The sequence below is a fragment of the Lacticaseibacillus sp. 30 genome (genome assembly GCF_053819265.1).
The window spans coordinates 181906-208393 of record NZ_JBSOQX010000002.1 but is presented as its reverse complement, the minus strand read 5'-3'; the positions used below and the strand labels follow the sequence as shown (position 1 = coordinate 208393).

Annotated in this window: 23 protein-coding genes, 1 tRNA gene and 1 pseudogene; 6 read left to right on the top strand and 19 right to left on the bottom strand. The window is 47.9% G+C overall.

Going from position 1 to position 26488, the window contains the following annotated elements:
- Positions 1–65 precede the first annotated feature (65 nt).
- The 6 genes from ACWPAB_RS02525 to ACWPAB_RS02500 form a co-directional block, all read right to left on the bottom strand.
- A complete protein-coding gene (locus tag ACWPAB_RS02525) occupies positions 66–788 on the bottom strand; it encodes a hypothetical protein (RefSeq protein ID WP_003569789.1) in 723 nt (240 codons plus the stop codon).
- A gap of 131 nt (positions 789–919) precedes the next feature.
- Positions 920–993 (bottom strand) — tRNA-Arg (locus ACWPAB_RS02520).
- 92 nt (positions 994–1085) lie between these two features.
- Positions 1086–1508: a DUF3284 domain-containing protein gene (locus ACWPAB_RS02515; RefSeq protein ID WP_003564512.1), complete on the bottom strand. Its 423-nt coding sequence runs from the start codon at positions 1506–1508 to the stop codon at positions 1086–1088.
- 73 nt (positions 1509–1581) lie between these two features.
- Entirely contained in the window at positions 1582–1950 is a 369-nt protein-coding gene (locus ACWPAB_RS02510; RefSeq protein WP_003569787.1) for a PTS lactose/cellobiose transporter subunit IIA, read from the bottom strand.
- Complete coding sequence (locus ACWPAB_RS02505) at positions 1950–3236, bottom strand: DEAD/DEAH box helicase (RefSeq protein WP_003569785.1); 1287 nt, start codon at positions 3234–3236, stop codon at positions 1950–1952. The genes ACWPAB_RS02510 and ACWPAB_RS02505 overlap by 1 nt, the downstream gene beginning before the upstream one ends.
- Positions 3237–3249: 13 nt before the next feature.
- Entirely contained in the window at positions 3250–4203 is a 954-nt protein-coding gene (locus ACWPAB_RS02500) for a Gfo/Idh/MocA family protein (protein ID WP_003564506.1), read from the bottom strand.
- 346 nt (positions 4204–4549) lie between these two features.
- Between ACWPAB_RS02500 and ACWPAB_RS02495 the strand changes: the two genes are divergently transcribed.
- Positions 4550–4906: a DUF4828 domain-containing protein gene (locus ACWPAB_RS02495; RefSeq protein WP_003564504.1), complete on the top strand. Its 357-nt coding sequence runs from the start codon at positions 4550–4552 to the stop codon at positions 4904–4906.
- A gap of 211 nt (positions 4907–5117) precedes the next feature.
- On the opposite strand, the gene ACWPAB_RS02490 is transcribed toward ACWPAB_RS02495, so the two are convergent.
- Positions 5118–5474 (bottom strand): YxeA family protein, encoded by a 357-nt coding sequence (locus tag ACWPAB_RS02490; protein ID WP_003564501.1) that lies wholly within the window; start codon positions 5472–5474, stop codon positions 5118–5120.
- Positions 5475–5606: 132 nt separating this feature from the next.
- Positions 5607–6344, bottom strand: coding sequence for a GH25 family lysozyme (locus ACWPAB_RS02485; RefSeq protein ID WP_016382229.1), 738 nt, complete (start codon positions 6342–6344; stop codon positions 5607–5609).
- 629 nt (positions 6345–6973) lie between these two features.
- Between ACWPAB_RS02485 and ACWPAB_RS02480 the strand changes: the two genes are divergently transcribed.
- The 4 genes and pseudogenes from ACWPAB_RS02480 to ACWPAB_RS02465 all read left to right on the top strand — a co-directional run bounded on the left by ACWPAB_RS02480 (position 6974) and on the right by ACWPAB_RS02465 (position 10059).
- A complete protein-coding gene (locus tag ACWPAB_RS02480; RefSeq protein ID WP_003564497.1) occupies positions 6974–7168 on the top strand; it encodes a hypothetical protein in 195 nt (64 codons plus the stop codon).
- A gap of 84 nt (positions 7169–7252) precedes the next feature.
- Positions 7253–8179: an SPFH domain-containing protein gene (locus tag ACWPAB_RS02475; protein ID WP_003564495.1), complete on the top strand. Its 927-nt coding sequence runs from the start codon at positions 7253–7255 to the stop codon at positions 8177–8179.
- Between the two features lie 256 nt (positions 8180–8435).
- The gene (locus ACWPAB_RS02470) at positions 8436–9308 is read left to right on the top strand and encodes a DegV family protein (RefSeq protein ID WP_003569778.1); all 873 of its coding nucleotides are present in this window, start codon (positions 8436–8438) and stop codon (positions 9306–9308) included.
- A 297-nt stretch (positions 9309–9605) separates the two neighbouring features.
- Positions 9606–10059, top strand: a pseudogene (locus ACWPAB_RS02465) (N-acetyltransferase family protein).
- A gap of 85 nt (positions 10060–10144) precedes the next feature.
- Here the strand turns inward: ACWPAB_RS02465 and ACWPAB_RS02460 are convergent.
- Entirely contained in the window at positions 10145–11569 is a 1425-nt protein-coding gene (locus ACWPAB_RS02460) for an MFS transporter (protein ID WP_003569772.1), read from the bottom strand.
- A 119-nt stretch (positions 11570–11688) separates the two neighbouring features.
- A complete protein-coding gene (locus ACWPAB_RS02455; protein WP_003569769.1) occupies positions 11689–13593 on the bottom strand; it encodes a M13 family metallopeptidase in 1905 nt (634 codons plus the stop codon).
- Positions 13594–13761: 168 nt separating this feature from the next.
- Here ACWPAB_RS02455 and ACWPAB_RS02450 point away from each other — a divergent pair, with 168 nt between their 5' ends.
- Complete coding sequence (locus tag ACWPAB_RS02450; RefSeq protein WP_003587598.1) at positions 13762–14637, top strand: PPK2 family polyphosphate kinase; 876 nt, start codon at positions 13762–13764, stop codon at positions 14635–14637.
- 79 nt (positions 14638–14716) lie between these two features.
- Here the strand turns inward: ACWPAB_RS02450 and ACWPAB_RS02445 are convergent, their stop codons facing one another.
- The 9 genes from ACWPAB_RS02445 to ligA form a co-directional block, all read right to left on the bottom strand.
- Complete coding sequence (locus tag ACWPAB_RS02445) at positions 14717–15553, bottom strand: Cof-type HAD-IIB family hydrolase (RefSeq protein ID WP_016363547.1); 837 nt, start codon at positions 15551–15553, stop codon at positions 14717–14719.
- A 28-nt stretch (positions 15554–15581) separates the two neighbouring features.
- Positions 15582–16793, bottom strand: coding sequence for an MFS transporter (locus ACWPAB_RS02440; protein WP_016365028.1), 1212 nt, complete (start codon positions 16791–16793; stop codon positions 15582–15584).
- 593 nt (positions 16794–17386) lie between these two features.
- Positions 17387–18760 carry a 23S rRNA (uracil(1939)-C(5))-methyltransferase RlmD gene (gene rlmD, locus ACWPAB_RS02435; RefSeq protein ID WP_016373214.1) on the bottom strand — a complete coding sequence of 458 codons (1374 nt, stop codon included), beginning with the start codon at positions 18758–18760 and terminating at the stop codon, positions 17387–17389.
- Positions 18753–19787 (bottom strand): diacylglycerol kinase, encoded by a 1035-nt coding sequence (locus ACWPAB_RS02430; protein WP_003564476.1) that lies wholly within the window; start codon positions 19785–19787, stop codon positions 18753–18755. The genes rlmD and ACWPAB_RS02430 overlap by 8 nt, the downstream gene beginning before the upstream one ends.
- 272 nt (positions 19788–20059) lie before the next feature.
- Positions 20060–21490, bottom strand: a complete 1431-nt coding sequence (gene gatB / locus ACWPAB_RS02425) for an Asp-tRNA(Asn)/Glu-tRNA(Gln) amidotransferase subunit GatB (protein WP_003578560.1) — start codon at positions 21488–21490, stop codon at positions 20060–20062.
- Position 21491: 1 nt separating this feature from the next.
- Complete coding sequence (gatA, locus tag ACWPAB_RS02420; protein WP_003569751.1) at positions 21492–22946, bottom strand: Asp-tRNA(Asn)/Glu-tRNA(Gln) amidotransferase subunit GatA; 1455 nt, start codon at positions 22944–22946, stop codon at positions 21492–21494.
- 3 nt (positions 22947–22949) lie between these two features.
- Positions 22950–23246: an Asp-tRNA(Asn)/Glu-tRNA(Gln) amidotransferase subunit GatC gene (gene gatC, locus ACWPAB_RS02415; RefSeq protein WP_003564470.1), complete on the bottom strand. Its 297-nt coding sequence runs from the start codon at positions 23244–23246 to the stop codon at positions 22950–22952.
- A gap of 51 nt (positions 23247–23297) precedes the next feature.
- Positions 23298–24449: a CamS family sex pheromone protein gene (locus tag ACWPAB_RS02410; protein WP_003569748.1), complete on the bottom strand. Its 1152-nt coding sequence runs from the start codon at positions 24447–24449 to the stop codon at positions 23298–23300.
- A 9-nt stretch (positions 24450–24458) separates the two neighbouring features.
- Complete coding sequence (gene ligA, locus ACWPAB_RS02405; RefSeq protein ID WP_003569746.1) at positions 24459–26483, bottom strand: NAD-dependent DNA ligase LigA; 2025 nt, start codon at positions 26481–26483, stop codon at positions 24459–24461.
- Positions 26484–26488 lie beyond the last annotated feature (5 nt).

The window sequence follows — 26488 nt, the reverse complement described above, 5'->3', positions numbered from 1 at the left end:
ACAAAAGGCTTCACTTATAAATTATGACATCGGGCACATTTGCCCTCTCACTTGTCAACATTCATTCACAAAATGCTTGCCAGTAACCAAATCAAGATACTGAAAAGCAGCATAATCGCATCTAACAATAACACATTCAAGTTCAACAGCGACCACCAAGCAAATCCAGCTGGCCAAAACGTCAAAAAAACATAAAAAATCACGATTGTCAGCAAGAACACGATCGGGGCACTCCGCCACATGTTGCGCAGATCCTGAGCTGAAAGCGCAATGCCTGGCGTCAGCACCAAGGCCGTGACGATAAAAGCCGCAAACCAAACCCAGTTGATCTGAATCAAGCCGCGCATCGCGAGCCATTTTTCATTCAGACTCGTGGCGGCAGTTAAGACTGGCCAAAGCCGGCCATCTGTCGGAAAAAAGGCCCATCGTCCCATGATCAGCAACACGGTACTGATGCCCCAGACAGGTGCACTGCTGGACAGAAATAATCCCAGTTGTGCCCAAAGCGAGCGCCGATTGTACCGCAGACTGACATGCGCTGCGCTGCCGCTAACCACATCAGCTCGCATGGAAAAGTTAGTCACTTGTAATCCGAAGAGCCGCGCAACAACCGCGTGCAACAGCTCGTGCACAAAAATACCCGGTTTCATATACCAGAGCTGCGTATTCGAACGCCCGGCCCGATTCACCATGGCTTGCACCGTCGCTGCATTCACGCTGCTAATGATCAGCATACCGCCAATGAAAATCAACCAGCCCGGCAAATAAACGGCTGTGAAGGCTTGCATCGCGTAATCTCCTTTTAGACAAATCCAGCTACCGCAAAAATGCGATTGCACTCATTTTTAATCTTTAAGACTTTTTAGAATGTGCAATGTGATTTCCAAAAAAGCACAGCCATCAAGACTGTGCTTCGTACTGTGCCCTATCGGAATCGAACCGATGACCTACTGCTTAGGAGGCAGTCGCTCTATCCTGCTGAGCTAAGGGCACCAGACAAAGTCAATTATGCCAAAAGCCACAGGGCAATTCAAATTCATTTGCAAATATTGACTATAAAGTGTTCAGCAGGCAGCGAACAACGCCTAAGCCGTCATATACGACCGCTCTATCGAATCCAACATCCGGCCGTAATTACGGCGGCGTTTGTTACCGACCAATAATTCGGTCACCATTTGCTTCAATTGCGCCGCCCAGTTAACCGGCTGCACGGTTTCACTGACGCGGACTTGGCTGGCATTGGCATTTAACGGCGTGATCAGGTACCGGACCTTGAACCGCGAGAAACGGGTGACGGTCAACATCGCAAATTCACGATCAATCACATTCTTAGTAACCTTAACTTTGGCCCACTCGCCATCTGGAAATTGCTTGCGATAAGCATAACCACCGAGTTCTGCCGCCGCAACCTGTTGATTGTTAGCCGCCGCAATATCAGCTTGTACGGGCGCAATAATCTTGCTATATAAAAAAGCTGCTGGTGTCTGTAATGTTTTTTCGATTTTCATGGGGATTACCTCTCTTGATTGCGAGCGCGTTATTGCCGCGGTTGCAGGCACGTCAACCGCGCTGTACCAGCCGTTATTTACGCGCCTGCACTTGCTGATAAAGATCAATAATCTCATCGGCAAGCCGGCGAATGGTCATCGCACTCATTAGATGATCCTGACTGTGCACCATCAATAATGTCACGTCAACTTTTTCGCCTCGTGCTTCATACGTCAGCATCTGGGTCTGAGCTTGATGAGCTTGCTTCAACTTGGCATCTGCCTGCTTCAACAGCTTACGGCTGCGCTCAGCATGGCCGGCCTTGGCTTCGTCAATCGCCGTCATGGTTGCATTTTCCGCATCACCGGCAGCGCTCATCAATGTCATCATGGCAGCCATTTGTTCTGCTTTCATACTCACCATGACTGCCCCCTTATCTTCATCATACATCCGATGCTGCATTATGCGTTATCCTTGTGCTTGCCTTTATTCCGCTGATCTCGCAGGCGATGTTTCTTATGCTTGCGACGCGGACGAACAGCCGGTTCTTGTGCCACTTCTGGTTTAACTGGCTGCTGCTTGGCGACTGGCGATGCAGGCTTTTCAACCGTCGTTGGTGCCGACGCCTCGGACACTTTTTTAGCTGGCGGCGTGTCCACAAGCTTGCCCTCTGACATATAGCCGCGATGAATATGATACTGCGGTACCAACTTGCTGAGGTCGCGGCGATCATGATCATCCCCCAGGGTCACAACCAGACCTGCTTCACCCATCCGGCCAGTCCGCCCAGCCCGATGGATGTAAACTTCCGCGCGCTTCGGTGGTTCAAAGTTTACCACAGCCGGCAACTTAGGAATATCCAAGCCGCGCCCTGCCATATCGGTCACCAGCAAGAGCGTGATTCGTCCGCGCCGAAAATCAGTCAATGCCTTCTGTCGAACCGTTTGCCGGCCTTCGCGTGACAAGACTGCAAAGCGAACCGCCTGATGACGCAAGATCCCCGCCACGCGTTCCAAGGACGAATTTTGATTGAAGAAGACCAAGGCTTTGAAGCCATCGGTATGGGCTAAGGTGCGTAACCAATCAACCTGATGCGCCCGATCCGTCTGCAAAAACAGATGCCTGACTTCGCCACGGGTTCGATCAATTGCCCGAACATCAATGATGTCTGGTGTTTTACCAAACCACTTATGCAGCTCCTTAAAATAAGGGCTTGGCGTGGCCGAGAAAAAAGCCAATTGTGCTTCCGCGGGTGCTGCTGCCGCAATCTCTCGAACCTGATCAAATCCTGGATCACGCAACATTTCATCAGCTTCATCAACAACCAGCGTTTGCAACCCATCAAGTTTCAACTTACGCGACTGAATCAGTTCCAATAAGCGACCCGCCGTTGCAACAATGACTTCTGGCTTTTCTTTTAGCCTATCGAGCTGACGTTTGACATTCGCCGAGCCAATAACCCCTTGCACGGTGATACCAATATCTTTGGCGTAAGGGGTAAGCACATCACGGGTTTGAATCGCCAACTCTTGTGATGGTGCCAAAATTAAGAGTTGTAAGCCATCGCCTGGCACCATCTTTTCAAGTAGTGGTAAGCCAAAAGCTAATGTTTTCCCTGAGCCTGTTGGAGCAAGCCCAACAACATCTTCATCGGCTTTCAGTGGTTGATACACGGCGGTTTGAATCGGCGTCTGTTCAGTATAGCCGGCTGCTTGCCAGCGTTTTTGGAACGGGGTTGCAATTGTCACAATATTGTCCTCACTAAAAATCCAGATTTGCGGAGGTCCGCAGAATTGACATGACTTGATGAACCTCTTTGGCGAGCTGCCATGCCTTGTCAAAAGCGTTGCGGTCCTTGCCGACAATTGCTTTTGCAAAATAGGCTGCCTCTGCTTCCATCGGATTAGCCAACTTTTCTTTGCTCAGCACTTGATCACCGAGCTTAACGGTCTCCAGCTCAGCAGCGTTGTCCATCATCAATGTTTGCTTGCCAGAATAAATTTCTGACGGCAACTCGCTATTAGTCGTTTTACCCGTGATCAATGTCACCGCAAACTTACCATAGTCGAGCCGAGCAACGCCATCGCCGTCAATCCCGCTTTTGAGAAAATGCGGCAAATAAACGGCATTCTCCGGTACACCAAACCACGCAATCGCATCATATACAAGGTAAATACCGAGGTCCATTAAAGCGCCGCCGGCAAATTCAGGATTAAACACATTCGGTAACTTGCCAGCTAAAAAGGCATCGTATTTTGACGAATACTTCATATACGTTAAGGTGGCCCCATCAACCGGTTGACTGTGGGTGAAATCATTGACGACTTCAAAGTTGTGTTCATACACGTGACGCGCTGCCTCAAACAGATATAAAGAAGGTTTCTTCCGCAACGCTTCGTCCAACTTTTCAAACTCCATGGTCGTGGCAACCAATGGTTTCTCCACGATCACATGCTTATCGGCGTCTAACGCTGCCAACGCTTGAGACGCATGCAAACTATTTGGACTGGCAATGTAAACAACATCGATATCACTGCCAAGAAAAGCATCCATCGTCGTATAAGCAGTAGCTGGTGCCGTGCTGTCAATAAATGATTGCGCGCTTTCCTGATGTCGCGAATAAACAGCGGTGAGCTGATAAGCTTTCGTCGCCATCGCTGCCGCCACGAATTGCTTGGTGATCCAACCTGTTCCAATCACACCGAGTTTTAACATGGCAAATCCCCCTTTTCAGACACGCCATTCAGCTCAGAAACTGGCTGAATCGTGCTCTGTTTTTTAACGTGCTGATGCACATGCCAGACACCGCGAAACCGCCTAAGCCGTGGCCTTCATAAACTGGCGGTCTTCAACTCACACGGTCAATCATCAAGCGTCATCACGCACGCTTATCCCGATTCAGTTGCCGTCATCCTTTTAAAAACAAAGTATTTTTGACAAGTCTCTGAACCGCTTACCATTATTGTAACAGCCCAGTAACAGAAAAACAGCATCACTGTAACCACTAAAGGAAAAAGTCATGGTAGACTTAATGTAATGAAAAAATGGGAGGTCGAATAACATGGCGAGTTTTTTACGCGGGCTGAAACATGCACTCGCGCATCGGGGTCATCATCAGGAGTCGCAAACCAAGGCAGCCAATCCTGCATTGGCATTGGCGAAGAATTTTACGGGGAATTTTGCATTTCTCGATGAGCAAACCAACAAGACCCACTCGCTGGCGATCTCGCCACAACTGCAGATCGCAATCGACAACAAAGTGCTTCCCGGTCAAGTCGTCGGCATCACCATCCATGAGCTGACTTTTCTCGACCATTACGGCTATAAGTTGGTCATCACGGCCGACGATAATGGTCCGCAAACGATCTACGACGAGGCTGAAGATGCCACTTATGCGATTATTGTTCCGAGTGTTTAAAGTCATCAGAAGTTGATCAACAGATTTTTGCCGTGCCAAACGCTGTAATCTTTGGCTAGATGTGGCTCAATCTTGGCACTGTCATCTGTAAATTCTGCTGGGTTATCTATGAGCGATCAAAAAACGGCTGATTTTCCAATACGGAAAATCAGCCGTTTTTATTTAGTTGAATTAACCTTCACGTCTATGAAACATTTTGGCATCTTATTGACTAGTCCAACTTTGCCAGCGCCGCTTTTGGCACTTCTGCTCGCGGGACACGCTGCCAATCAGTGACGCCTTTTTTATCATTGTATATCACTTTCAAATAAGCATTCATTTTAAGTGGTCGGTCTTGATTAGCATTGAACTTCAGTTGCTGCAAACTGCCTTTTTCATCATAGCCGGGCAAGTCGTATGCATAGATGGTGTATTTATTACCATCTTGATCATGGTCAGTGGCCTGTTGACCAGCGTTTGTGATCTTCGTGTAATAAGTCGTGCCACCATAATTTGTGATTTCAAAAATTTTCAAGCCGCCAAATACCAGCACAATCAGCACAACAAGGCCGATCAAAACTTTCTTCATCCAGTTTCACCTCGCAACTATTATGCCGCATTGGTGTCAAGGTTGACATGGCTTTTCGCGAACAATCAACGAACACTTTTGTCATATACAGCCACAAAAATTATGATTAGCTGACAATTCCCGTGTTTGGCGTTAATTGACTATCTGCTGAGACAGTTTTAAAAAGGCCGCCCGATCCCCCATAAATACGGCAGCACGGTAATCTGCGTGTGGCCCATTCGGCAACCGGGCGCCAGACGTATATTGCCAGAAACCACTGCTCGTTGTCGGCTTCTTGTCGCTTACAACCCAGCGTGGTGCTTGCGGGTCGACTTTTTGGACAGCTTTTAAAATACTTGGGCTACCCATCAGCAACACTTGGCGATGATAATGTTGCTGCACCAATGTGACAAAAGTTTGTAACTGAGTTGTCAGCCATTGTGTGCTTGGCTTCTTTTCAGTGTAATAGCTTAAGTAAATGCCAATCGGTAAATCACCGATATTTTGGCCGACTTGGCGCGTGAATTGGGCAGCTTGGACTTGGGGTGTCGTTTCAAAGCTGAACCCATGGTAAATGCCGATGCTCAGTCGACTGCCAGCTGCCTGATTAAAATTCGTATTAAAATTATCATCAAAATAGCTGCTGCCTTCAGTCGCTTTGAGATAGACAAAACTGACTTTGCTGCTGCGCAAACTGTCAAAATCCTGCACCCCATCGGTTTGGTCAAGGCGCACGCCCAACACGGGATAGGTCTGCGGATCAGGGCGGGGATTGCGCTGATGCCACCAAACAAACAGTGCGCCCAAAGCGATGATTAAAACGGCCAGCAAAAATAACCGTCTTTGATGACGTTTGCGATAGGTATCAGCATAAATGACCCGACTGCGCACAGTGTCCCCTCCTCGTATAAACGCCTTCACTGGCGCATTATCCTCCACATAAGAACCTTGGCCGCAACGACCAAGCCGCTTATGCTCCGGTTGCTACCCGCGCCAGCTCACGCTCTTTTTAAACGCGATCGCGGACCCAGAAACCTTTGTGTAAGGACCTCAAGCGCAATGGCCCAAGTGCGGCCATTGCGCTTGACGCCGCTTACACGCCGGTTTCTAATCGGGTCGGCTCACGCTCTTTTTAAACGCGATCGCGGACCCAGAAACCTTTGTGTAAGGACCTCAAGCGCAATGGCCCAAGTGCGGCCATTGCGCTTGACGCCGCTTACACGCCGGTTTCTAATCGGGTCAGCTCACGCTCTTTTTTTACCATTGTAGCAAAGTCGATCATTTTCGCGAAATTTGGTTTTATCAACGTCACAGTCTGTTAAGTAAAGGCCAATAAGAATAGAAGCAAGCAAAAACAATAGTAATTTTATCCAACATAAGCAAATAACTTGCTTTTTGAAGTCGTCATCGTTGTCTTTCCCTCACCCGTGCTTTAGAATTAGCGTGTGATAGCGATTGCTTTGCAAAGCTGATGAGGCTTCCACCAAACGCAATCGCGGAACTGGGAAGGAGACGGATAAATGCTTGATGAACGGCTCTTAGGAACGATTTTTACGTTGCCAACTTCGGCCGCGAGTGGCGAAATCACCCTTTATGGCATTCATTATCATTATCGAGTCCAAGATGATGCAGCCGCTGGCGACAAGGTCGTTGTCAACGCTATTTCGCCGTTGTATCTCAGCGTGGTAAAACCGGAACATGCTTTGCATTATTAAGCCACGCCAAGTTCCTAATACATGTCACCCGTATCAGTAGAAATTCATAGACATCTGGTTAGATGTTTTGAAGGAGTGATTTTTATGAATAGCATTATTTTGATCTCGTTAATTGTTGTTGTCCTAGTCATTGTCGTTGCCATTCTTTTCTCCAGCGTTGCCATCATCCATACTGGTGAAGTCGGCATTGTGGAACGGTTGGGTAAATATGTGGCAACCTTAGAGCCTGGTTTTCACATGGTGCCACCGCTAATTTATCGGATTACCGAAATTGTCAACATGAAGCAAATTCCGTTGAAGGTTGACGAACAGGAAGTCATTACCAAAGATAATGTTGTCGTCCGCATTTCCGAAACATTGAAATATCATATTACCAACGTTAATGCTTATGTTTACCAAAACAAGGATTCCGTTCTTTCTATGGTGCAAGATACCCGCGCTAACTTGCGTGGTATTATCGGCAATATGGATTTAAACGATGTCTTGAACGGAACCGAAACGATTAACCAAACGCTGTTCCAGCAAATTGCCGAAACGACTGCTGGTTACGGCCTGAATGTTGATCGGGTGAACATCGATTCCATCCAAGTTGACGCCACGATTCAGGATTCCATGAACAAACTGTTGCGTGCTTCTCGTGAAAAGGAAGCCAACATCATGGAAGCTGAAGGCCACAAACAGGCTGCCATTGCCAAAGCTGAAGGTGAAAAACAATCGGCTATTCTTGAAGCCGAAGCCAACAAACAAACTCAGATTTTGCAGGCGCAAGGTCATGCTGAAAGTCAGCGACTCATTGCCGATGCCGTCAAAGATCAGATCAATTCGATTAATGCCGGCCTGATTGATAACGGCAATCTGTACTTGCAATACAAGAATGTCGAAGCACTTGAAGCGCTGGCAAAGGGCACCGCTAACACAGTTGTGCTGCCAAGCACTGCCATTGATTCTCTCGGTAGCATCCCAGCAGTCGGTACCTTATTTAACCAAAAGAAGACTGCCGACAATAACTGATCCGGTCACAGCCGAATAGCACGATGACTGCTATTCGGCTTTTTTGGGCAAAAGTCAGCTTTTCCCTTCTGCTAAACAAAATGCCGTCTTAACAGGCCGTTGTTGGCCAATGATTTGCAACTAGCTCTTGTTTTTAGGCGTTAAAAAACACTCGCTATGTTTGAAAAGCCGTGCGGCACTTTCAGAAATAGATAAAACAGCGTAACATTGATGGAAATACCCCGTGGCTAACCACGGGCAACGAGAGGTGAACCTAATGTACCAGCTTTTAACCGATTCTTGCTGCGACTTACCCTATCAAACATTACACGATCATCATGTGGATTTTGTCTCAATGCATTTTACAATCGATGGTCAGGAATACGAAGACGATCTTGGCGAAGATAAATACGATATCAATGCCTTTTACCAGCAGCTCAAGCAAAATGTGATGCCAACAACGACACAGGTCAACGTTGGCCAATTTGTGGATTTCTTCACACCTTATGTTGAAGCCAAAACACCGATTCTATACATTGGTTTCTCCAGTGGTTTAAGCGGTACGTTTGATTCTGCAACACAGGCTAAAGCGATGTTGTTAGAAAAGCATCCTGATGCCCAAATTTATTTAATCGACACATTAGCCGCTTGCGCGGGGGAAGGCCAATTTGTGTTGGATGCGATTGATAAACGCGATGCTGGCATGCCGATTGCTGAGTTAGCGCAATGGCTGACAGATCATCGGTTGCATTATCGGATGTGGTTCACCGTTGATAAGCTAGATTTTCTGTATCATGGTGGCCGGGTTTCCCGGACATCAGCAGCCCTTGGAACGATGCTGAATATTAAGCCGGTTATGGACGTCGATACTGCTGGGAAACTTCGCGTTGTGCGCAAAGTCCGCGCCCGAAAACGTTCACTGATCGACTTAACTGATGAAACACTGAAGGCTGTTAAAGCCAACCCGACGCACCGGGTCATCATTTCAACGTCAGGCGATTATGACGCCGCCAACTTCGTGAAAGACCGATTGCATGCCGCCTCACCTGAAACACCGCTGCAAGTCGGCAACATCGGCCCCACCATCGCCAGCCACACCGGCTTTGGTTGTGTCGCGGTCTTCTCGATGGCTACTGACGATCGGCAATGACTGTCTCTCAGGCTGAACGATAACTTCTGAAACCTACAATTTGTCAGAGCCCAAATAATCATATGAAGTGCTAAGCTAAAACTTCCTTGCCATGCCAAATGCTGCAATCTTTAAATTCCAACAGACTATTTATGAGAGCGAAGACTGATTTGTCTATATATGGCAAATCAGTCTTTTTTAGTCTGTCTGGTAGCTATTCAGAATGTCCAAAAGCCAGTTAATCAAGCATGAAAAGGTGCTAATTAGGCGTACTTCAAGGTAAAATAAGACAAGATTATGGCCAAGGAGGTTTTTCCAATGTCCATTCGCCCTGCCATCACCAACGACGTCTCGCCTTTATTATCACTCGTTCAAGGTTATTATCATGACAGCCCTGTCCCACTTACGATTGATGAAAGTGCCATGGCTGCTCATCTGAATCAGCTACGGACTGATGCCACATTAGGGGCTTTGCTTGTGGCTGAGTTGGACCAGCAACTGGTCGGCTTTGCGATTCTTTATCGTAGTTTTGACACCCGCACGCTCAAGCCGTTGCTGATCATCAATGATGTTTATGTCGCCCCTAAGTTTCGCCGCCACGGTTTGGCCCGACAATTGATGCAGGCTGCCTTTCAACTGGCTGATGAGCGCGGTTATGCAGGCTGCAGTTGGCAAACACGGATCAGCAATCATGGCCGCCCAGCATCTGTATGATCAGCTTGGCGTCCGTGAAACTGGCTGGATTCATTATGATCGTGCTGGCAAAGATTAATCTGAAAAAAGAGCCAAGTTTTCGGCTGTTTACCATGCGTTTTCGCCTGATAATCGGTCGCAGAACTTGTCTCTTTTTTTAATTTTCAACTTAACGACTGTTTACGCTCGTGCAGCCGATGCAGGTTCAACCAGCCTAGCAGCAGCACAGCTAGCAATAAGAGTAACAGAGCAAAATCATAGCTGCGGTGCATGCCATAGATAAACCACTGGGGATGGCCATGCGGATAATCATGAATGTACCGACCGGCCTGCGTACTCATATTCAGGTACAACAAGCTTGTCACCAAGGCAACACCTATTGTCATCCCCAAATTACGGCCAAGCGCAGCCATGGACCCCGCCAGTCCTTGAAACTTCGGCGCGACATTGTCCATCATCATCGGATTGTTTTGAAAAGCGCCATTGGCCAATCCTGACCACGCGAGGCCAAACACGATCCAACCCAACGGCCAGTTTGGGGTTGCCGCGGCAAACAACCCCATCGGCATACACCAGAGAAACAGCGCGAAGAAAGACACCCGTTCTGCTCCGAAATGATCGCCCAGATTCCCGCCAATTGGCGCACTGATAACATTGGCCGCCGGAATTGCCATCATACAAAAGCCCGCTGTTAACGCACTCAAGCCTAATGTTTCCTCCAGATAAAACGGCATGATCACGCTATTAAAATAGCCGAGCATATAGACGATCATCGCAGTCAGAATACCAATCGTGAAACCCGGATTTTTGAAAATGGCAAATGGAATCAGCGGATCAGATGCATATCGCTCAATCTGCACAAAAGCCACAAGAGCGACGAACGCAAGCATCCCTGGTAACAGCGTCACCCACGACAATCCGGCTGTTTGTGCCCAGAACACCGTGATGAAAAAGCCCAAAATGATGACCGAATAACTGCCATATCCCGGCCAATCCATGTGGGCACCCGCCAAGGACGGCCGCTGCCTTGGAAAAACCAGCACGCCAATTAAAAACGCCACCAGCGCAACCGGCACATTAATCAAAAAGATCCAATGCCAGCTTAAAACCGCCAACACCCCGCCGCCAATACCGGGACCAGCGATATTGCCGAGTTGCAACAAGGCACTGTTGACCCCGAGCGCGCGACCATGCTGATTCATCGGAAAAATGGCGGTGATAATGCCAAAATTAGTCGCCATCGTCATCGCGGCTCCAGTGGCTTGAATCAGTCGGGCCGTTAATAACCATGGTAAGGTCATGGATAGTCCGCAAAAAAGCGAGCCTAGTGCAAACAAAATGGTCCCCAACTGAAACAACCAGATCCGACCCACACTGTCAGACAACTTCCCCCAGAAAATAAGCAGGACACAAATCGCGATCATATAAACTGATGTGACAAGTTCGATGGTGCTCATCGGCACCTTCAGCTCCCGGGCAATATAGGGCAAAGCAATATTGACGATGCTGGCATCCAATGTAGCCATAAAGGACACAATTGAAGTTGCAATCAAAATCAACCAACGACGGCTGGCGCTCATGGTGATCATCTCAGTTTCATTTTAGATTTAAAGACAACTAATAACTGACACACAGCGTTATGAGGCGATTTCAGGGACAAGATAGGCCTACTAATATCGGTTTTATTTAAAACAAATGTGTTTAAATGCTACCGACGCCAAATCGTGACGCGCTTTGCGGGCAGTCGATACATACCATCGGTCGGCTGTACATCGAAAGCTTGATACCACGCCTCAAAGTTTTGCACAGGGACATTAACCCGCAAGGTCGCCGGGGCATGGACATCTTGCCGCAACACCGTTTTAGCGCGCTCTGGCCGCATTTTGGTCGCCCAAGAACGAGCATAGGCAATAAAGAAGTCTTGCAGCACTTTCGGGTCAGCCGAATCCCCTAACAAGTCCAACGCCACCGCCATGCCGGCATTATCGGCGATGTTTTCGCTAACCGTCAGTCGGCCATTCACTTTGACGCCTTCATACAATAAACCGTCAAATTGATCCGCAATAGCTGTCACTAACTTGTCGAAGGCTTGTTTGTCCTCAACCGTCCACCAATTATTTAACGTGCCGTATTCATCATACAAGGCGCCATTATTATCGAACGAATGTGAAATCTCGTGACCGATGGTAGCACCGGTACCGCCAAGATTTTGCGCTCGGGTCCAGTTCAGTGAGTAGTATGGCGGCTGTAAAATCCCGGCTGGGAAGGTGATGTCATTTTTCATCGGATCGTAGCAGGCATTCACAAGGTGCCCCGGCATCCCCCAAACATTGCGATCCACTGGCTGACCCACCTGCTGAAGCCAAAAGTCTTGCGTCTGCTGGCTCAATTGCAAAATGGTCGGCAGTAAATCAGGCTCTGGCTCGACATGCAGGGTCGCGTAAAGCGGGAAAAGTTGATCTGGATAACCCATTTTAATTTTCATAGTCGCTAATTTGCGGATAGCCTTCTGCTTAGTCGCTGGGCTTAACCAAGTATTGTGTTCAAGTTGAACTTGATATTGTTGCAAAATTTCCTTGACCATCGCGGTAATATCCGCTTTCGCATCCGCGCCAAAATAAGTTTGGCCATAATACTGACCAATTGCATCATCAAAATAGTCGTTGGCAACTCCAAAAGCATGCTTTTCCCAAGCTTCGGGCTCAGGCTGTCCAGCCAAAAAACGGTCATATTGACCAGCAAGTTGGCGGCTATCATCGCTTAAATAATCAGCACAAGCCAATAGTTCGCTAATCAGCATCCATGCTTGCCACTCTGGATAGTTTGCTTCGGTGATTAATGTCGACAGATGCGGCAGATAAGCAGGCACCACGGCGTTGACCTTCGTCGGTGTCTGCGGCATTTTAGCAGCCAAAGCTTCGGGAATGCCTAAGAAGCCAGCATCTTCTACAAATTCAGTCCAGGTTAGCGGATTGTCAAAGGTGCTATCAACGGCAAAATCGACATTTGCCGGAATGAACGCAGCCAATCGGCGATCAAAGCTTTTAGCCGCCGCCACATAGTGCGCTTGTGCTGTCTGGTCAAAACCGGCCTCACCCAAAAGCGTCGCGACCATTTTCGACCATGCAGCTAAATCTGCCGCATTCTCTGCATCATCGGTTTGATACATGGCAGCGTCAGGTAAAATCGTGGCCGGACCGCCAAGATTCAAAATATTGTGAGCCGCATCGTGCATATCAGCATCAACGTACGGGCTTACTGGCAACACATATTGCTCCGCTAGTAGTTTTGGCAGTGCTGCACGAAACTGGGCCAGCGTTTTAAGCCCAGCAATTTTATCCAGCCGTGCACGAACCGGTGTCATGCCGAGTTGGTTGCGTCGAACTTTATCATTAGCCTTAGCAAATAGTCGTGCGGCATTTTGCAGTGGTAAATCGGCGGCTTGTGGTGCCGCGTTTATTTTCTTCAAATCGGCTACCAACTTGATTCGAATGCTATCAGTTAGATCACTGTCAGCACTCACGACGCTTTTGTCAGGCGGGATCACCGTGTTCTGCTGCCAAGTCCCGTTGACCGCCATATATAAATCATCTTGAATACGTGGTAATGACATCAAAATTCCTCCTTTTAAGCGCATTCGTCGAACCAAAATCTGATGCTCCTCCTGCGGTTTTTAAATGCGATAATGCAAGCATAGTTTGACTAAGCAAGCGCGTCAATTGCTTGCACAATGTCCTTGAAACTTCTATCTTAAAAGCAATAAGACAGAGAGGGTGATGAGATGGCATTAGAACAATATCGGTTTGACGGTAAAGGCAAGTTTGATATGAAAGCCTTCACGACCACACCGCCAGATAGTTTTAAAAATAAAAAAGATCAAATTAAAGCAGATATTGAGAATAACATCAAAACATTATCAAAAGTACAGCAACATTTAGCCGCGCAAAAACAATACAGTGTTTTGATCATTTTCCAAGGCATGGATGCTGCCGGAAAAGACAGTATGATCGAGCATGTGATGTCTGGGGTTAATCCACAAGGCACCTCAGTTGTCTCGTTCAAAGTGCCGACTGAGCTGGAGCTAGATCATGATTTTTTGTGGCGGATTCACAAGGCCTTCCCCGCTGGCGGCGAATTAACAGTTTTCAACCGCTCGCAATATGAAGAAGTCCTCGTTGACCGCGTCCATCCCGAATTGTTACTCAAGGAAAACCTGCCTGGTATCGACAGTGTTCAGGACGTTTCCGATAGTCTTTGGTCTGAACGGTTCAATGATATTAAAGCTTTAGAAGCTTACGCACGGCGCAACGGGATTCTAATTTTGAAATTTTTCCTGCACCTTTCCAAAGCAGAACAAAAAAATCGATTCCTTAAGCGTATCGAGGTTCCGGAAAAGAATTGGAAGTTTTCACTGGCTGATATTAAGGAACGCCGCTACTGGGATGATTATCAAAAAGCCTATCAAGAGGCTATTCAGAACACGGCAACTAAAGCCAATCCTTGGTTCATCATTCCATCTGACGATAAATGGTATTCACGGCTGATTGTTTCGCAGATTATCAATCAAGAAGTCACCGCTTTGCCGCTAAAATATCCAGAGATTTCCGATGCTCAAAAGCAGCAGCTTGAACATGCTGTTGAGGCTTTGAAGGACTAAATAGATTCGTTTAAAACTATTTTATACAGAATAAAAAGACGCCTCGACAAAATTGAATCCTGTCAAGGCGCCTTTTTGATTATGCTTTGGCCATCGCATATTTTCTGATGGCGACCGCTGCACCATCATGATCGTTGTCAGGGACAACAGTTTTAATTGCATCTAATACCACAGGCAACCCATTGGCCAAGGTCACCCCAAGTGCAGCAGTTTTTAACATTGGCAAATCATTTTCGCCATCGCCCAACGCCATCGTCTCAGTCATGGGGATGGCAAACAGGTCACTGAGTTGGCGAAGAGCGGCTTCTTTTGACACGCCTTGCCGCACAATTTCTAGATAGGTTCGTTTCGAACGGCTAGCGACCAATTGCCACTCCGGATGGGCAAGAATGATGGCTTCCGCGCGATCAACCACAGCAGGCTCACCCATGCACAGCATTTTATGCACTGGCAATCCTTCCGCCAGCATTTGTTCCATAGGCACAGTTTCTGCGCCAAAGCCTGTGATTGCGGCTTCTTGTTGGACCCACGCATCCACCACGTTCACATACCAATGCGCGCCACTGAAAATATTCAGACTGAGTGCCAGTTTAGCTAACGCTTCGTATGCTTGGCTACCAATGCCAGCGGGCCAAGGCGTTGCGGACAGGATTTTTAAATCGCCATGTTGCGGTTGGCAAATGACGGCGCCGTTGAGACTGGCAAGTGGCACGTCGAGACCCATCTGATGTGCCAATGCAGTCATGGCCAAAGGCGGCCGCGCAGAAGCCAGCACAAAGGTTCCGCCAGCAGCCGCGTATTCCTTGATGGCCGTTTTAACTTCATCGGTCAACTGGTGATTTGAATTCAGCAGCGTCCCGTCAATGTCACTTAAAATCAGTCGATAACGCAAATCAAAAGCCCCTCTCTTTTTCATAATCCCCTCGAACGATTCTTTTCAGCCTTCACGACTGCTGGTGGGTAACCGGGTGCAATGGGTCGTTCAGGGCCGGAATACTCTGGCGAACACTGAAGGCAAAACCCAAAGCCGCCAACAAAATTAAGCCTGTGGCACCAACAAACAACAACTGATAGCTGCCGGTGCCCTCAATCACCATTGCTCCTAACAACGGACCCAATGCGCGACCAGCTGAAGCAAAGCCTTGAATCAATCCCTGATAACGCCCTTGCTGTGCCAATGGCGTAAACAAGGTGACATAAGTCGAGACTGCTGGTAAGGCCAAGACTTCACCCATGGTTAAAACAATCATCGCCACGATGAACGTTATATACTGTCCTGAACCGTTCAACAAAAGCAAAAATGATCCGGCAAACAAGACAAAACCGCCAATCAAACGCAAGCGAATGTGTTGCAATAACCAGCGATCAAACGCCGTCAAAATTGGCTGGAATAGCACAATCAGTAAGGCATTAATCGTCCACAAGAAACTATAATCCTTAATCGTCAAACCTTCGCCTAACATGAAAGCAGAAATATTACTCTGCCATTGCTCATACATTAGCCAGGTCACAAATAAGGTCACCATCAACATGACTAACCGCGGCTTGGCTGGGTTGCGCTCGCCGCTAACAGTTTGCGTGGTCGCAGTCGCAATCGCCACTTTATCAATTCGATAATGCAACAAAGCAACCACTAAAAATAAGGCAAATAAGCCAGTTGCCAAAGCGAAAACAACGCCAATACCATAAGGCAGCACAAATCCGACAATTAAAGTGCCGATAACCAACCCTAGATTCGATGTAAAGTAGAGAATATTGAACACGACACTCGGTCGTTTATTCTGAATCCGAGTCGCATAGGAATTAATCGCCGTCGTTGTGATACCGCTGCCAAGACCGGACACAACTAACAGCAGTGGATAAGCCGGCCATCCATGGAAGAAAATCAGCATACCAGTCGCAAAAAGATTCAGGCCAATACCAGCAAGAACTGTCCCATATGGCTGCCAATGATCAAATAACCACCCACCGAAACTGTTACCGATCACCATAAACATGGAATTAGCAAAAAGAACAATCCCTGCAACCGTTAGTGGTTCACCTAAATATTCATGCATATAAATCGTTGTTAACGGCCAGATCAGGCTGATCCCGGTATTCGTAATCAACGAACCCAGAAATAACCATTTCATTGCTAAAGTCTTTTGCTGCACCATACTCCCCCATTTCTTGTCACTGCTACTGATCATAAGGGAAATGGCCCTATTATAGCAACTTGAATGAGCAAATATTTAGGGTGTTATCATGATTTGCCCAAAATAAAAGCCTAGTGTAAAAGTTCGAGCTGGTTCCGCGGCAATTCAGGGGTGCCGACTGCGAAGCTTGAGTGGTGGACACAACTGCAAACTCACAAAGAATCAAGATCTTGTCGTTCAGTCAGTGCTTGTGCCAAATACGAGCCTCAATCAACAATAAGATCGACATGCTGATCGTGTTCTAAAATAGAATCATGAGAGCTGGCGGAGCGGCGATGGGCTCAGTGGTGAGATTGGTCTTAGTGGAGTGGTTTTCTCCGCTTAGACCAAGGCCGAGCTTCAAGACCGCGGGCTTTGCGGGCTTGAAGTCGTGCCCACCACGTTCCAGCCCAATCGCCGCGGAGCCAGCTCGGACTAAGGCGAAATCTCAACTGAAATAGAACTGATACTGAATCAACAGATATTCATACCTGCTACAGTCAAAAAGAGGCACCCGCAGCAATCAATTGATGTGCGGGTGCCTCTTTGAGTTGCGCCATGATAGTTGTGCAGTCTTACTTCGCCAACGCCAAAGCCGTAATACTCTCAATATGCTGCGTCTGCGGGAACATGTCCACTGGCTGGGTTTCCTTTGCTGTGTAGCCAAAGGCGGCTAGCAGCTGCAAATCTCTTGCCAAAGTCGCGGGGTTGCAGGACACATAGACGATCTTTGGCGGCTTCATATAACCGACAGCGTCGATGAAACTTTTATCCAGTCCTTTGCGCGGCGGATCGACCATGAGCACATCCACTGGCAGTTCGTTGTCTTTCCAGCGTTGGATGACCTCCTCCGCCTTGCCGACTTCAAAGGTGACATTATCGATGTGATTGCGCACCGCGTTTGCCCGGGCATCGCGCACAGCAGGTTCAACCACTTCGACGCCGTAAACATGTTTGGCATGACGTGCCATCGTCAAGGAAATCGTCCCGATACCTGAATAAGCATCGATCACATTTTCCTTACCAGTCAGACCAGCAGCCTCAATGGCCTTTTTGTAAAGCACCTCAGTCTGAATCGGATTAACCTGATAAAAACTGACTGGCGAGATCTGGAATTCACTGCCTAGCAACTTATCCAGCAAATAGTCCTCGCCGTAAATGGTTCGTGACTTGCGGCCTAGAATGACGTTGGTTCGTTTGTCATTCAAGTTCACAACCACACTCGTTACTTCTGGTAATGCTAAGGTGATCTCTTCGACAATATCTTTGAGATGCGGCACTTGCCAAGTTTGTGACACCAAGACAATCATCATCTGCTTCGTATAATGGCCCCGGCGCACCATGATGTTACGAATAACGCCTTTATTAGCGCGTTCATCATAAGCTGGCACATGGTATTTTCGTAAAAGATCACGCACCACCACAATGGCTTGGTCAATTTTCGGATCTTGAATCAGAAAGTCTTCAATTGGTACGAGGTCGTGGCTGTGTTTTTTATAAAAGCCAGTTTGCAGTTCGCCATTCACGGTACGAACCGGTACTTGCGCCTTGTTGCGATAGCCTAAAGGATTCGTCATCCCGATGGTCGGCAGCACCGCAATATCAAGATGCGCTTTTTTATAAAGTTCTTGAATTTGTTTCTGCTTAAATTGCAATTGTGCCGGATATGCCAAGATCGACAGTGGCGCAATCCCCGTGCGGATATAAGTGCTATCTGCACCGGGAACACGATCCGGTGAGTCGCTCAATCGTTTGACAACTTTGGCAAAGCCATATTGTTTCTGCGTTTTGAGGACATGCACCTGCATTTTTTCGCCAGGCAGGGCATCTTCAATGAAAAGCGGAAAGCCGTCGACTTTGGCAACGCCCATCCCTTCATAAGTGAGATCTTGAATGGTAACTTCCAGATCTTGGTTCTTGGTTACAGCTGGTTGGGCCAAATTAGTCATCCTTTTCGTCTTGTGAGCCGATCTGTCCATCACCATCAATATCTTGATGAGAAATGGATTCGACTTCGGCCATGTAGTCCTTCTGCTTCTGCGCGTCCGTACCAAGATTCTTGGTCGGGATCTCGTCTAGATTAGCATACATGGCAATATGTTGCTTCAAATTAATAAACGTCATCGGCGCATCGCCGCCGTATTCACCATCAAGGTTAATTTTCAACGGATCGTCTCCGCCGGCCTTCACCCGCAACTTTTTAGTTTTTGTATAGATAATATTGGGATCATCCACGTGGCGACCACCGTTGAAGACAAGCGCCATTAGCTTCAGCAAATTCGCCATGTTCGCTGTTTTAACAATAATTAAGGAGAACTTGCCATCACCAAGCGCAGCATCCGGCACGATCTGCTCAAAACCGCCCACAGAATTGGTAAGGCCGAGGAAAAACATGCTGGCGGGTCCATCATAAACCCCGCCATCATATTCCAGTTTCATCGGCACCGTCCGCACCGCTGGTAACATCTCGGCGCCTTTAATCACATAGGCAAAATAGCCAAAAATAGATTTAACTTCAGATGGCACAGAATAAGTGAGTTCGCTCAACAAACCACCAGCCGCGATATTCATAAAATAATGATGATTGGCTTGGCCAATATCCATCGCAAGGGTTTGGCCTTTGAGAATCACTTGGGCCGCCTCAACCGGATCATCCCGCGAAATCCGCAAAGCACGCGCGTAGTCATTGGTCGTCCCTGCTGGAATAATCGCCATTTTTGGGCGTTTTTTAGCTGGTGCAATCCCATTAACCACTTCATTAATCGTACCATCGCCACCAGCAGCGACAATTAAGTCGAAACCCGCTTCAGTGGCACGCTTTGCTTCTTCACGTGCAGAAAAAGGCTTCGGGGTTGTTTGAAAGGTTGAACTTTCATATCCTGCCTGTTCCATGATATCCAAAATGTCGGGGACGAAGCGCTTTAAACCTTCGTTGCCGGATGTAGGGTTGTATATCAAACGCGCCCGTTTTCTCATCGGTCAATGCTCCTTAAACGTTTTAACAATACTGGACTGCTGGCCCGTTGCTGGCGGAAACAGTCTTTGTCATAATCGTGAATCGTCAATGTCTTGCTCAAAAGCTTCAATCATGAGCAACTTTTGAGCCTATTTTTCTTGGTACTTCCCATCTGCCGCCACAATAGCAAGACTAGCAATTTGCGCAATAACCTCGGCATGTAAACAACAAAGAACATTGTCTACATGTCGAGGCTATTATCCGAACTGAATTGCTAGATAGTCAGTATCACTTATCGTTGCTTAATCTCAGCCATCAAAATCTGGTTGACCACTTTAGGGTTTGCCTGACCATGTGTTTGTTTCATGATCTGACCAACTAGGAAGCCAATTGCCCGGTCCTTACCAGCTTTGAAGTCATCGATACTTTGCTGGTTATTATCGAGAATTTCGTCAATAATCGGGGTCAATTTAGCCGGATCGGAAAGTTGGATCAGACCTTTTTCATGGACCCACTTATCCGGATCAGTATCATGTTGAATGATTTCCTTAAAGACCTTTTTGGCCATTTTACTGGAAATCGTGCCATCACCAATAAGCTTGATCATGCCTGCCAAATGCGCTGGCGTCAAGGCAACTTGCCCCAGTTCAACGTGTTGGGCATTCAAGAAACCGGAAACCTCACCCATCAGCCAGTTAGACGCTTGCTTGGCATCAGCGCCTTGCGCCACAGTTGCTTCGAAGAAATCTGACATTTCCTTCGTCTGCGTCAGGACACCGGCATCATAAGCTGGAATTCCCCAGTCTTCGATGTAACGCTGCCGGCGCTCTGCTGGCGGTTGCGGTAAAGAAGCCTGAATGTCGTCAATCCATTTCTGGGAAACAGCCACTGGTGGCAGGTCTGGTTCAGGGAAGTAACGATAATCATCGGCGCCTTCCTTAACCCGCATCAGAAGCGTTTCTTTAGCATCTGGATCCCAGCGCCGGGTTTCCTGACGCACTTCACCGCCGCTCAAAAGCACAGCCTGCTGCCGTTTTTCTTCAAATGCGAGGCCATCGCGAACATGCACGAAGGAGTTCAGGTTCTTGATTTCGGTCTTGGTACCAAAATGTTCCTGTCCAATTGGCCGCACTGACAAATTGGTATCAACCCGCATAGAGCCTTCTTCCATCTTAACGTCGGAAGCCCCTGTGAACTGAACGATTTGGCGCAAGGTTTCCAGATAAGCATAAGCTTCTTCTGGACTGGTGATATCCGGTTTGGAAACAATTTCGACCAGCGGTGTGCCTTGACGGTTCAAATCAACATAGGAATAACCATCGTCTTCGTGCTGGTTCTTCCCGGCATCTTCTTCAACATGCAGTTCTGCGATACCAATCTTTTTCTTCTTACCGTCAACTTCAATTTCCACCCAGCCATTGGTGCCCAAAGGCTTCTCACTTTGAGTGATTTGATAAGCCTTAGGATTGTCAGGATAGAAATAGTTTTTCCGATCAAAATGAGTCAAACGCGTGATGTCAGCATGCAATGCCAGCCCCACCATGATGCCAAGTTGATAGGCCCCGCGATTGATGCTCGGCAAAACGCCTGGGAATCCCCAGTCAATCACGTTTGTCTGGGTGTTGGGTTCCTGACCATAAGTGACAGGTGATGGTGAGAACATTTTCGATTTGGTTTTCAACTCAACGTGGACTTCAAGCCCGATTGTTGTTTCAAAGTTCATCTTACTTGCCCCCCGGGATCTGTGCTAAGTAGTCGTTTTGTGCTTCAAAAGCCGCAGCAACTTGGAAGATCGTGCTTTCGTCAAAATGTTTGCCGATCAGCTGTAAGCCGACTGGCATGCCATCAACGAAACCAGCTGGCACGGATGCCGCCGGTAAGCCGGCAAGATTGACCGGAATTGTCAAAATGTCGTTCATGTACATGGTAACTGGATCGGTGACTTTTTCGCCAATTTTGAACGCAACGGTTGGGGTTGTCGGTCCAATAATCAGATCATAATCTTTGAAGACATCTTCAAAGTCACGGGTAATCAAAGTTCGAACCTGCCCTGCCTTTTTGAAGTATGCATCATAAAAGCCGGCTGACAAACTGAAGGTGCCCAGCATGATACGTCGCTTGACTTCTGGGCCAAAACCTTCGGATCGAGAACGAACATAAACATCCTCAATATTTTTGACATCCTTGGCGCGGAAACCATAACGAATGCCATCAAAGCGCTGCAGATTGGAGCTGGCTTCGGAGCTGGCGATGATGTAGTAAGATGGCACCGCATATTGCGTATGTGGCAGTGACACTTCTGTCACCGTCGCGCCCATGTCTTCGAACTGCTTGGCAGCTGCTTTAATCTTGTCCGCAACCGCTGGGTCAACCCCTTTGCCTAAGTATTCCTTTGGCAAAGCGATCTTCATCCCCTTGATATCCTGACCGATTTTGGCGGTAAAGTCCGGTACGGGTGTGTCCGCTGTGGTGCTATCACGTTCGTCATGACCAGCAATCACATTCAGCAACTGCGCAGCGTCTTTAACATGTCGAGTCAGCGTTCCGATCTGATCAAGGCTGGAACTAAAGGCAATCAAACCCCAGCGAGAAACGCGGCCGTATGTCGGTTTGACCCCGACGATGCCGTTAAAAGCAGCAGGCTGACGAATGGAACCGCCTGTATCACTGCCCAGTGCGGCAATCACTTCACCAGCTGCGACAGCTGCCGCGGAGCCGCCTGACGACCCACCGGGAACGCGCGTGTGATCCCAAGCGTTTTTAGTCGTTTTAAAAGCGGAGTTTTCTGTTGACGAGCCCATTGCGAATTCGTCCATGTTGGTTTTACCAACATTGATCGCACCGGCTGCATCAAGCTTTTGCATAACGGTCGCATCATAAATCGGATTGAAGTTGGCAAGCATCTTGGACGCTGCCGTCGTGACAACGCCTTTGGTGACAATGTTGTCTTTGATAGCAATTGGCACACCGGCTAGTGGTTGATCGTCAGCAATACCGGCTGCATCTACTGCAGCAGCCTTTTCCTTGGCGCCATCAGCATTCAGCGCTAAGAAGGCATCTACTTCAGCATCCAACTGGTTGATGCCGGCCAATGTCTCGTCAACCAATTGACTGCTGGTCACCTTGCCGGAGCGTAACTGCTCATGCAATTGATCGATACTGGTTTTAAAGTAATCCACGCGCTAGTCCTCCTCTTTATCGATGATCGCTGGAACTTGGATCAACGTGCCCTTCTTGGTTGGCACATTTTTCAACAAGTCCGCTACCGGCTCGCCTGGCTTAGCGACATCCGCTCGCATCACATTTTCCAGATGAATACTCTGGGTAGTTACCGGCACATCTTGCGTCGGAACACTTTCTAGTTGTTCAACCATATCGAGAATCTCGGAGAGCTGGCTGGTGTATTTCTCCAGTTCCGTTTCAGAAAATTGCAACTTGGCCAATCCTGCCACATGCGCAACACTGTCTTTAGAAATCATGCTATCCCCGCTTTCAGTTTCATTATCATTCGTAGTTTACCATAGATTCGGCTAATAGCTCCCGAATACATGGGTATAAAAGCCTTTGTCGCCAGAACTTCGCGATACAAAGGCCTGCATGCCTTGCGTGCTCTGAATCGTGATCTCAATCGGCACGCCAGAGGGTAGATACTTGCTAGCGGCCGTTGAAATATATTGCGTAAAGCTCTGAATTTCGGTCAACCCATAAAACTGTGTGTTAACCGTAATGTTCATGCCGGCTAGATTACCACCTTCATAATGCGCCTGTGCCGTAATCCCAGCTAAAGTCGGGAAGAAGCCCTTCACTTGGTTCGTAAAATTCGAAAAGTCATTGGCCACGGTACTGTTAATCGCCTTATGATCGCTCACCACTGGCAACACTTCATTCTGTTGGTCAAGCTTCTTCCAATCGCCTAAATTGGTGCCGGTTTTACTGGTTGTCTGCTCAGTATAAACACCGCCAACGAGACTATCTTGTTCAGCATTCTTGTAGATACCGACAATGATCGGAATATTATTCGGTACTTTACTCATGGCGCGCAAACGAGCGACGACCTTGGCAGCGATTGCTTCACCTTGTTTCTTGATCGCCTCATCGGAAATTTCGGTTTGATACTGGGCACCGTATTCCGTCTTTGTATAGTAATCAACCTTATTCATACCAAGCGCAATTGCGATTCCGCCCAGCTTCATACTATTACCGTCTTGCACCATGAAATCCTGCTCTAAAATCTGCTGCAAATAAATCGGATTGCGGGTATCAGGATCGGTTTTGCCATTATCAACCGGATTAAGGCCGTCTTTGTTGTCCTTGGCTTCACGTTTCAGCCAACTTTTAGCAGTTGCCGTACTTAACAACTGACCTTCTTCAAAACTATATTTGTCAGTTGGAAACTGTGCTTTGGCTAGGTTTTCGAGACCACTTTCCATACTTTTAATATTGAAGTTGTTCTCGCCTTGATCATTCTGCTGCAACGTCAAACCACGGGCGCTGCTCGTCTGATAACGTCCGTTTTTGATAACGCCTTGATACATACTATTATCAACCGTGCCGGTGGTTTGGTAACTACCGGTTTTTGTGCCACTAGTACTGCTGCTGCCACTGTCAAAATTCAACTTGCCACAGGCTGCTAACAACACCGCAGCCCCAGCCAGCAAAGTTAACGTTAAAAATTTCTTCATTGATGTTCCTCAATCCTTCAAATTCGCCAGCAATTCCGTCTCATTCATGATTGGGACATTCAAGCTTTGTGCCTTTGCCAACTTACTGCCAGCCGCGTCGCCAGCGATCAGGAGGTCCGTTTTCTTTGAAACTGAACCTGTGACCTTGGCTCCTAATCCTTCTAGCTGCTTCGTGAGTGCTGGCCGCGAAAACTCGGCAAACTTACCGGTAATCACAACGGTTTTTCCTGCAACAAAACTATCTTTGACCACTGGTTTGGTCGGTCCGGTGTAACGCAGGTTAACATCAGCTTCGCGCAACTGAGTGATCAACTTTTGAACCGTTGCGGCTTTAAAATACGTCACGATCGCTTCCGCAATGGTCGGCCCGATATTTGGCACATCTGCGATCGCCTCTTGACTGGCGGTCATCAGATGATCCAAATCGCCGAAATGCTCGGCCAGAATTCGTGCGGCTTTACCGCCAACGTGCCGAATGCCCAACCCAAAGATTAGGCGTTCTACCGAGTTTTGCCGACTGTTGTTGATCGCACTTAACAAATTATTAATTGATTTTTCTTTAAACTTATCTAATTTCGCCAGATCCGCAGCTGTGAGGTGATACAAATCAGCGACATCTTTTACCAGATGTTTGGCCTGCAACTGTGCCACAATCTTCGGGCCTAAGCCATCGATATTCATCGCGTTGCGAGACGCAAAATGGGTGAGCTGCTCTTGGACCTGTGCCGGACACATCGGGTTGATGCAACGCAAAGCTACTTCATCGTCGAGATGGACCAGTTTTTGGCCACATGACGGGCAGACCTCTGGAATCGGCGCCGGTGGCGTATCCGCTGGACGTTTAGCAACCAGTACCCGCGAAACTTCAGGAATAATGTCGCCTGCTTTGTGCAACATGACGGTGTCGCCGATGCGAATATCTTTATCACGAATCATATCCGCGTTGTGCAACGTGGCACGTGCCACTGTGGTTCCAGCAAGCTGAACGGGGTCCATCACGGCAGTCGGCGTGACCACACCGGTTCGACCAACTGTCCAGACAATGTCATGAATGACGGTCTCTGCTTCTTCAGGTGGGAATTTGTAGGCAATTTCCCAGCGTGGCACTTTAACGGTGTTGCCTAGTTGCGCTTGCAGCGCCAAATCGTTCACTTTCAAAACGATCCCATCAATTCCGTAAGGCAACGCATCACGGTCGGTGGTGTACTTCTTAATGTAGGTGTCAATCGCCTGCATGTCACCAGCCACTTCTGAACTTGGATTTGTTGTAAATCCAAGTGCCTGCATAAACGCAATCGCCTCATGCTGCGTGGTCACGTTAAACTGCTCTGGTTCAATTAACGTATAAATGAAGGTATCCAGCTCTCGAGCAGCGGTGACTTTGGCGTCTAACTGTCGGAGTGATCCAGCTGCCGCGTTACGTGGATTGGCAAAAGGCGTGCCGCCCTCAGTTTCCTGCCGCGCATTCAGCTTGGCAAACGCCGCCTTAGGCATATAACATTCACCCCGTACCTCGAGTGAAAGTGGCTGCTTTAACTGCTTGGGAACTGACGCAATGGTCAACACATTTCTGGTCACATCTTCACCGACATTACCATCACCACGTGTTGAGCCTTGAACGAGTTTGCCGTTTTCATAAATCAGAGATAAAGCCAACCCGTCGATTTTCAACTCAACATTGTAATCCACCGGATGGCCGACATTGCTTTGCATGCGAGCATCCCATTCACTCAGCTCTTCGAACGAAAAAACATCGCCCATCGACAACATCGGAATTGGGTGTTGCACCTTGGCAAAGTCCGAATTAATGACATCGCCGACTTCTTGAGTTGGCGAATCAGGCGTGACTAACTTGGGATAAGCCTCCTCGAGTGCCTGTAAATCGCGATAATGATCGTCATAGACGTTATCGGTCACAGTTGGCGCATCCTTGGTGTAATACTCAAGACGCCATTGATTCAGTTGCTTCCGAAGCTTTTCGACTTCCGCCTGAGCTTCTTCAAGTGTGAATTGTGCAGCTGGTTTTGCTAACACAGCGA

Coding starts and splice junctions, on each gene's coding strand:
- ACWPAB_RS02525 (WP_003569789.1), bottom strand. CDS start 788: ATGCAAGCCTTCACAGCCGTTTATTTGCCGGGCTGGTTGATTTTCATT.
- ACWPAB_RS02515 (WP_003564512.1), bottom strand. CDS start 1,508: ATGAAAATCGAAAAAACATTACAGACACCAGCAGCTTTTTTATATAGC.
- ACWPAB_RS02510 (WP_003569787.1), bottom strand. CDS start 1,950: ATGCAGCATCGGATGTATGATGAAGATAAGGGGGCAGTCATGGTGAGT.
- ACWPAB_RS02500 (WP_003564506.1), bottom strand. CDS start 4,203: ATGTTAAAACTCGGTGTGATTGGAACAGGTTGGATCACCAAGCAATTC.
- ACWPAB_RS02495 (WP_003564504.1), top strand. CDS start 4,550: ATGGCGAGTTTTTTACGCGGGCTGAAACATGCACTCGCGCATCGGGGT.
- ACWPAB_RS02490 (WP_003564501.1), bottom strand. CDS start 5,474: ATGAAGAAAGTTTTGATCGGCCTTGTTGTGCTGATTGTGCTGGTATTT.
- ACWPAB_RS02480 (WP_003564497.1), top strand. CDS start 6,974: ATGCTTGATGAACGGCTCTTAGGAACGATTTTTACGTTGCCAACTTCG.
- ACWPAB_RS02475 (WP_003564495.1), top strand. CDS start 7,253: ATGAATAGCATTATTTTGATCTCGTTAATTGTTGTTGTCCTAGTCATT.
- ACWPAB_RS02470 (WP_003569778.1), top strand. CDS start 8,436: ATGTACCAGCTTTTAACCGATTCTTGCTGCGACTTACCCTATCAAACA.
- ACWPAB_RS02460 (WP_003569772.1), bottom strand. CDS start 11,569: ATGATCACCATGAGCGCCAGCCGTCGTTGGTTGATTTTGATTGCAACT.
- ACWPAB_RS02455 (WP_003569769.1), bottom strand. CDS start 13,593: ATGTCATTACCACGTATTCAAGATGATTTATATATGGCGGTCAACGGG.
- ACWPAB_RS02450 (WP_003587598.1), top strand. CDS start 13,762: ATGGCATTAGAACAATATCGGTTTGACGGTAAAGGCAAGTTTGATATG.
- ACWPAB_RS02445 (WP_016363547.1), bottom strand. CDS start 15,553: ATGAAAAAGAGAGGGGCTTTTGATTTGCGTTATCGACTGATTTTAAGT.
- ACWPAB_RS02440 (WP_016365028.1), bottom strand. CDS start 16,793: ATGGTGCAGCAAAAGACTTTAGCAATGAAATGGTTATTTCTGGGTTCG.
- rlmD (WP_016373214.1), bottom strand. CDS start 18,760: ATGACTAATTTGGCCCAACCAGCTGTAACCAAGAACCAAGATCTGGAA.
- ACWPAB_RS02430 (WP_003564476.1), bottom strand. CDS start 19,787: ATGAGAAAACGGGCGCGTTTGATATACAACCCTACATCCGGCAACGAA.
- gatB (WP_003578560.1), bottom strand. CDS start 21,490: ATGAACTTTGAAACAACAATCGGGCTTGAAGTCCACGTTGAGTTGAAA.
- gatC (WP_003564470.1), bottom strand. CDS start 23,246: ATGATTTCTAAAGACAGTGTTGCGCATGTGGCAGGATTGGCCAAGTTG.
- ACWPAB_RS02410 (WP_003569748.1), bottom strand. CDS start 24,449: ATGAAGAAATTTTTAACGTTAACTTTGCTGGCTGGGGCTGCGGTGTTG.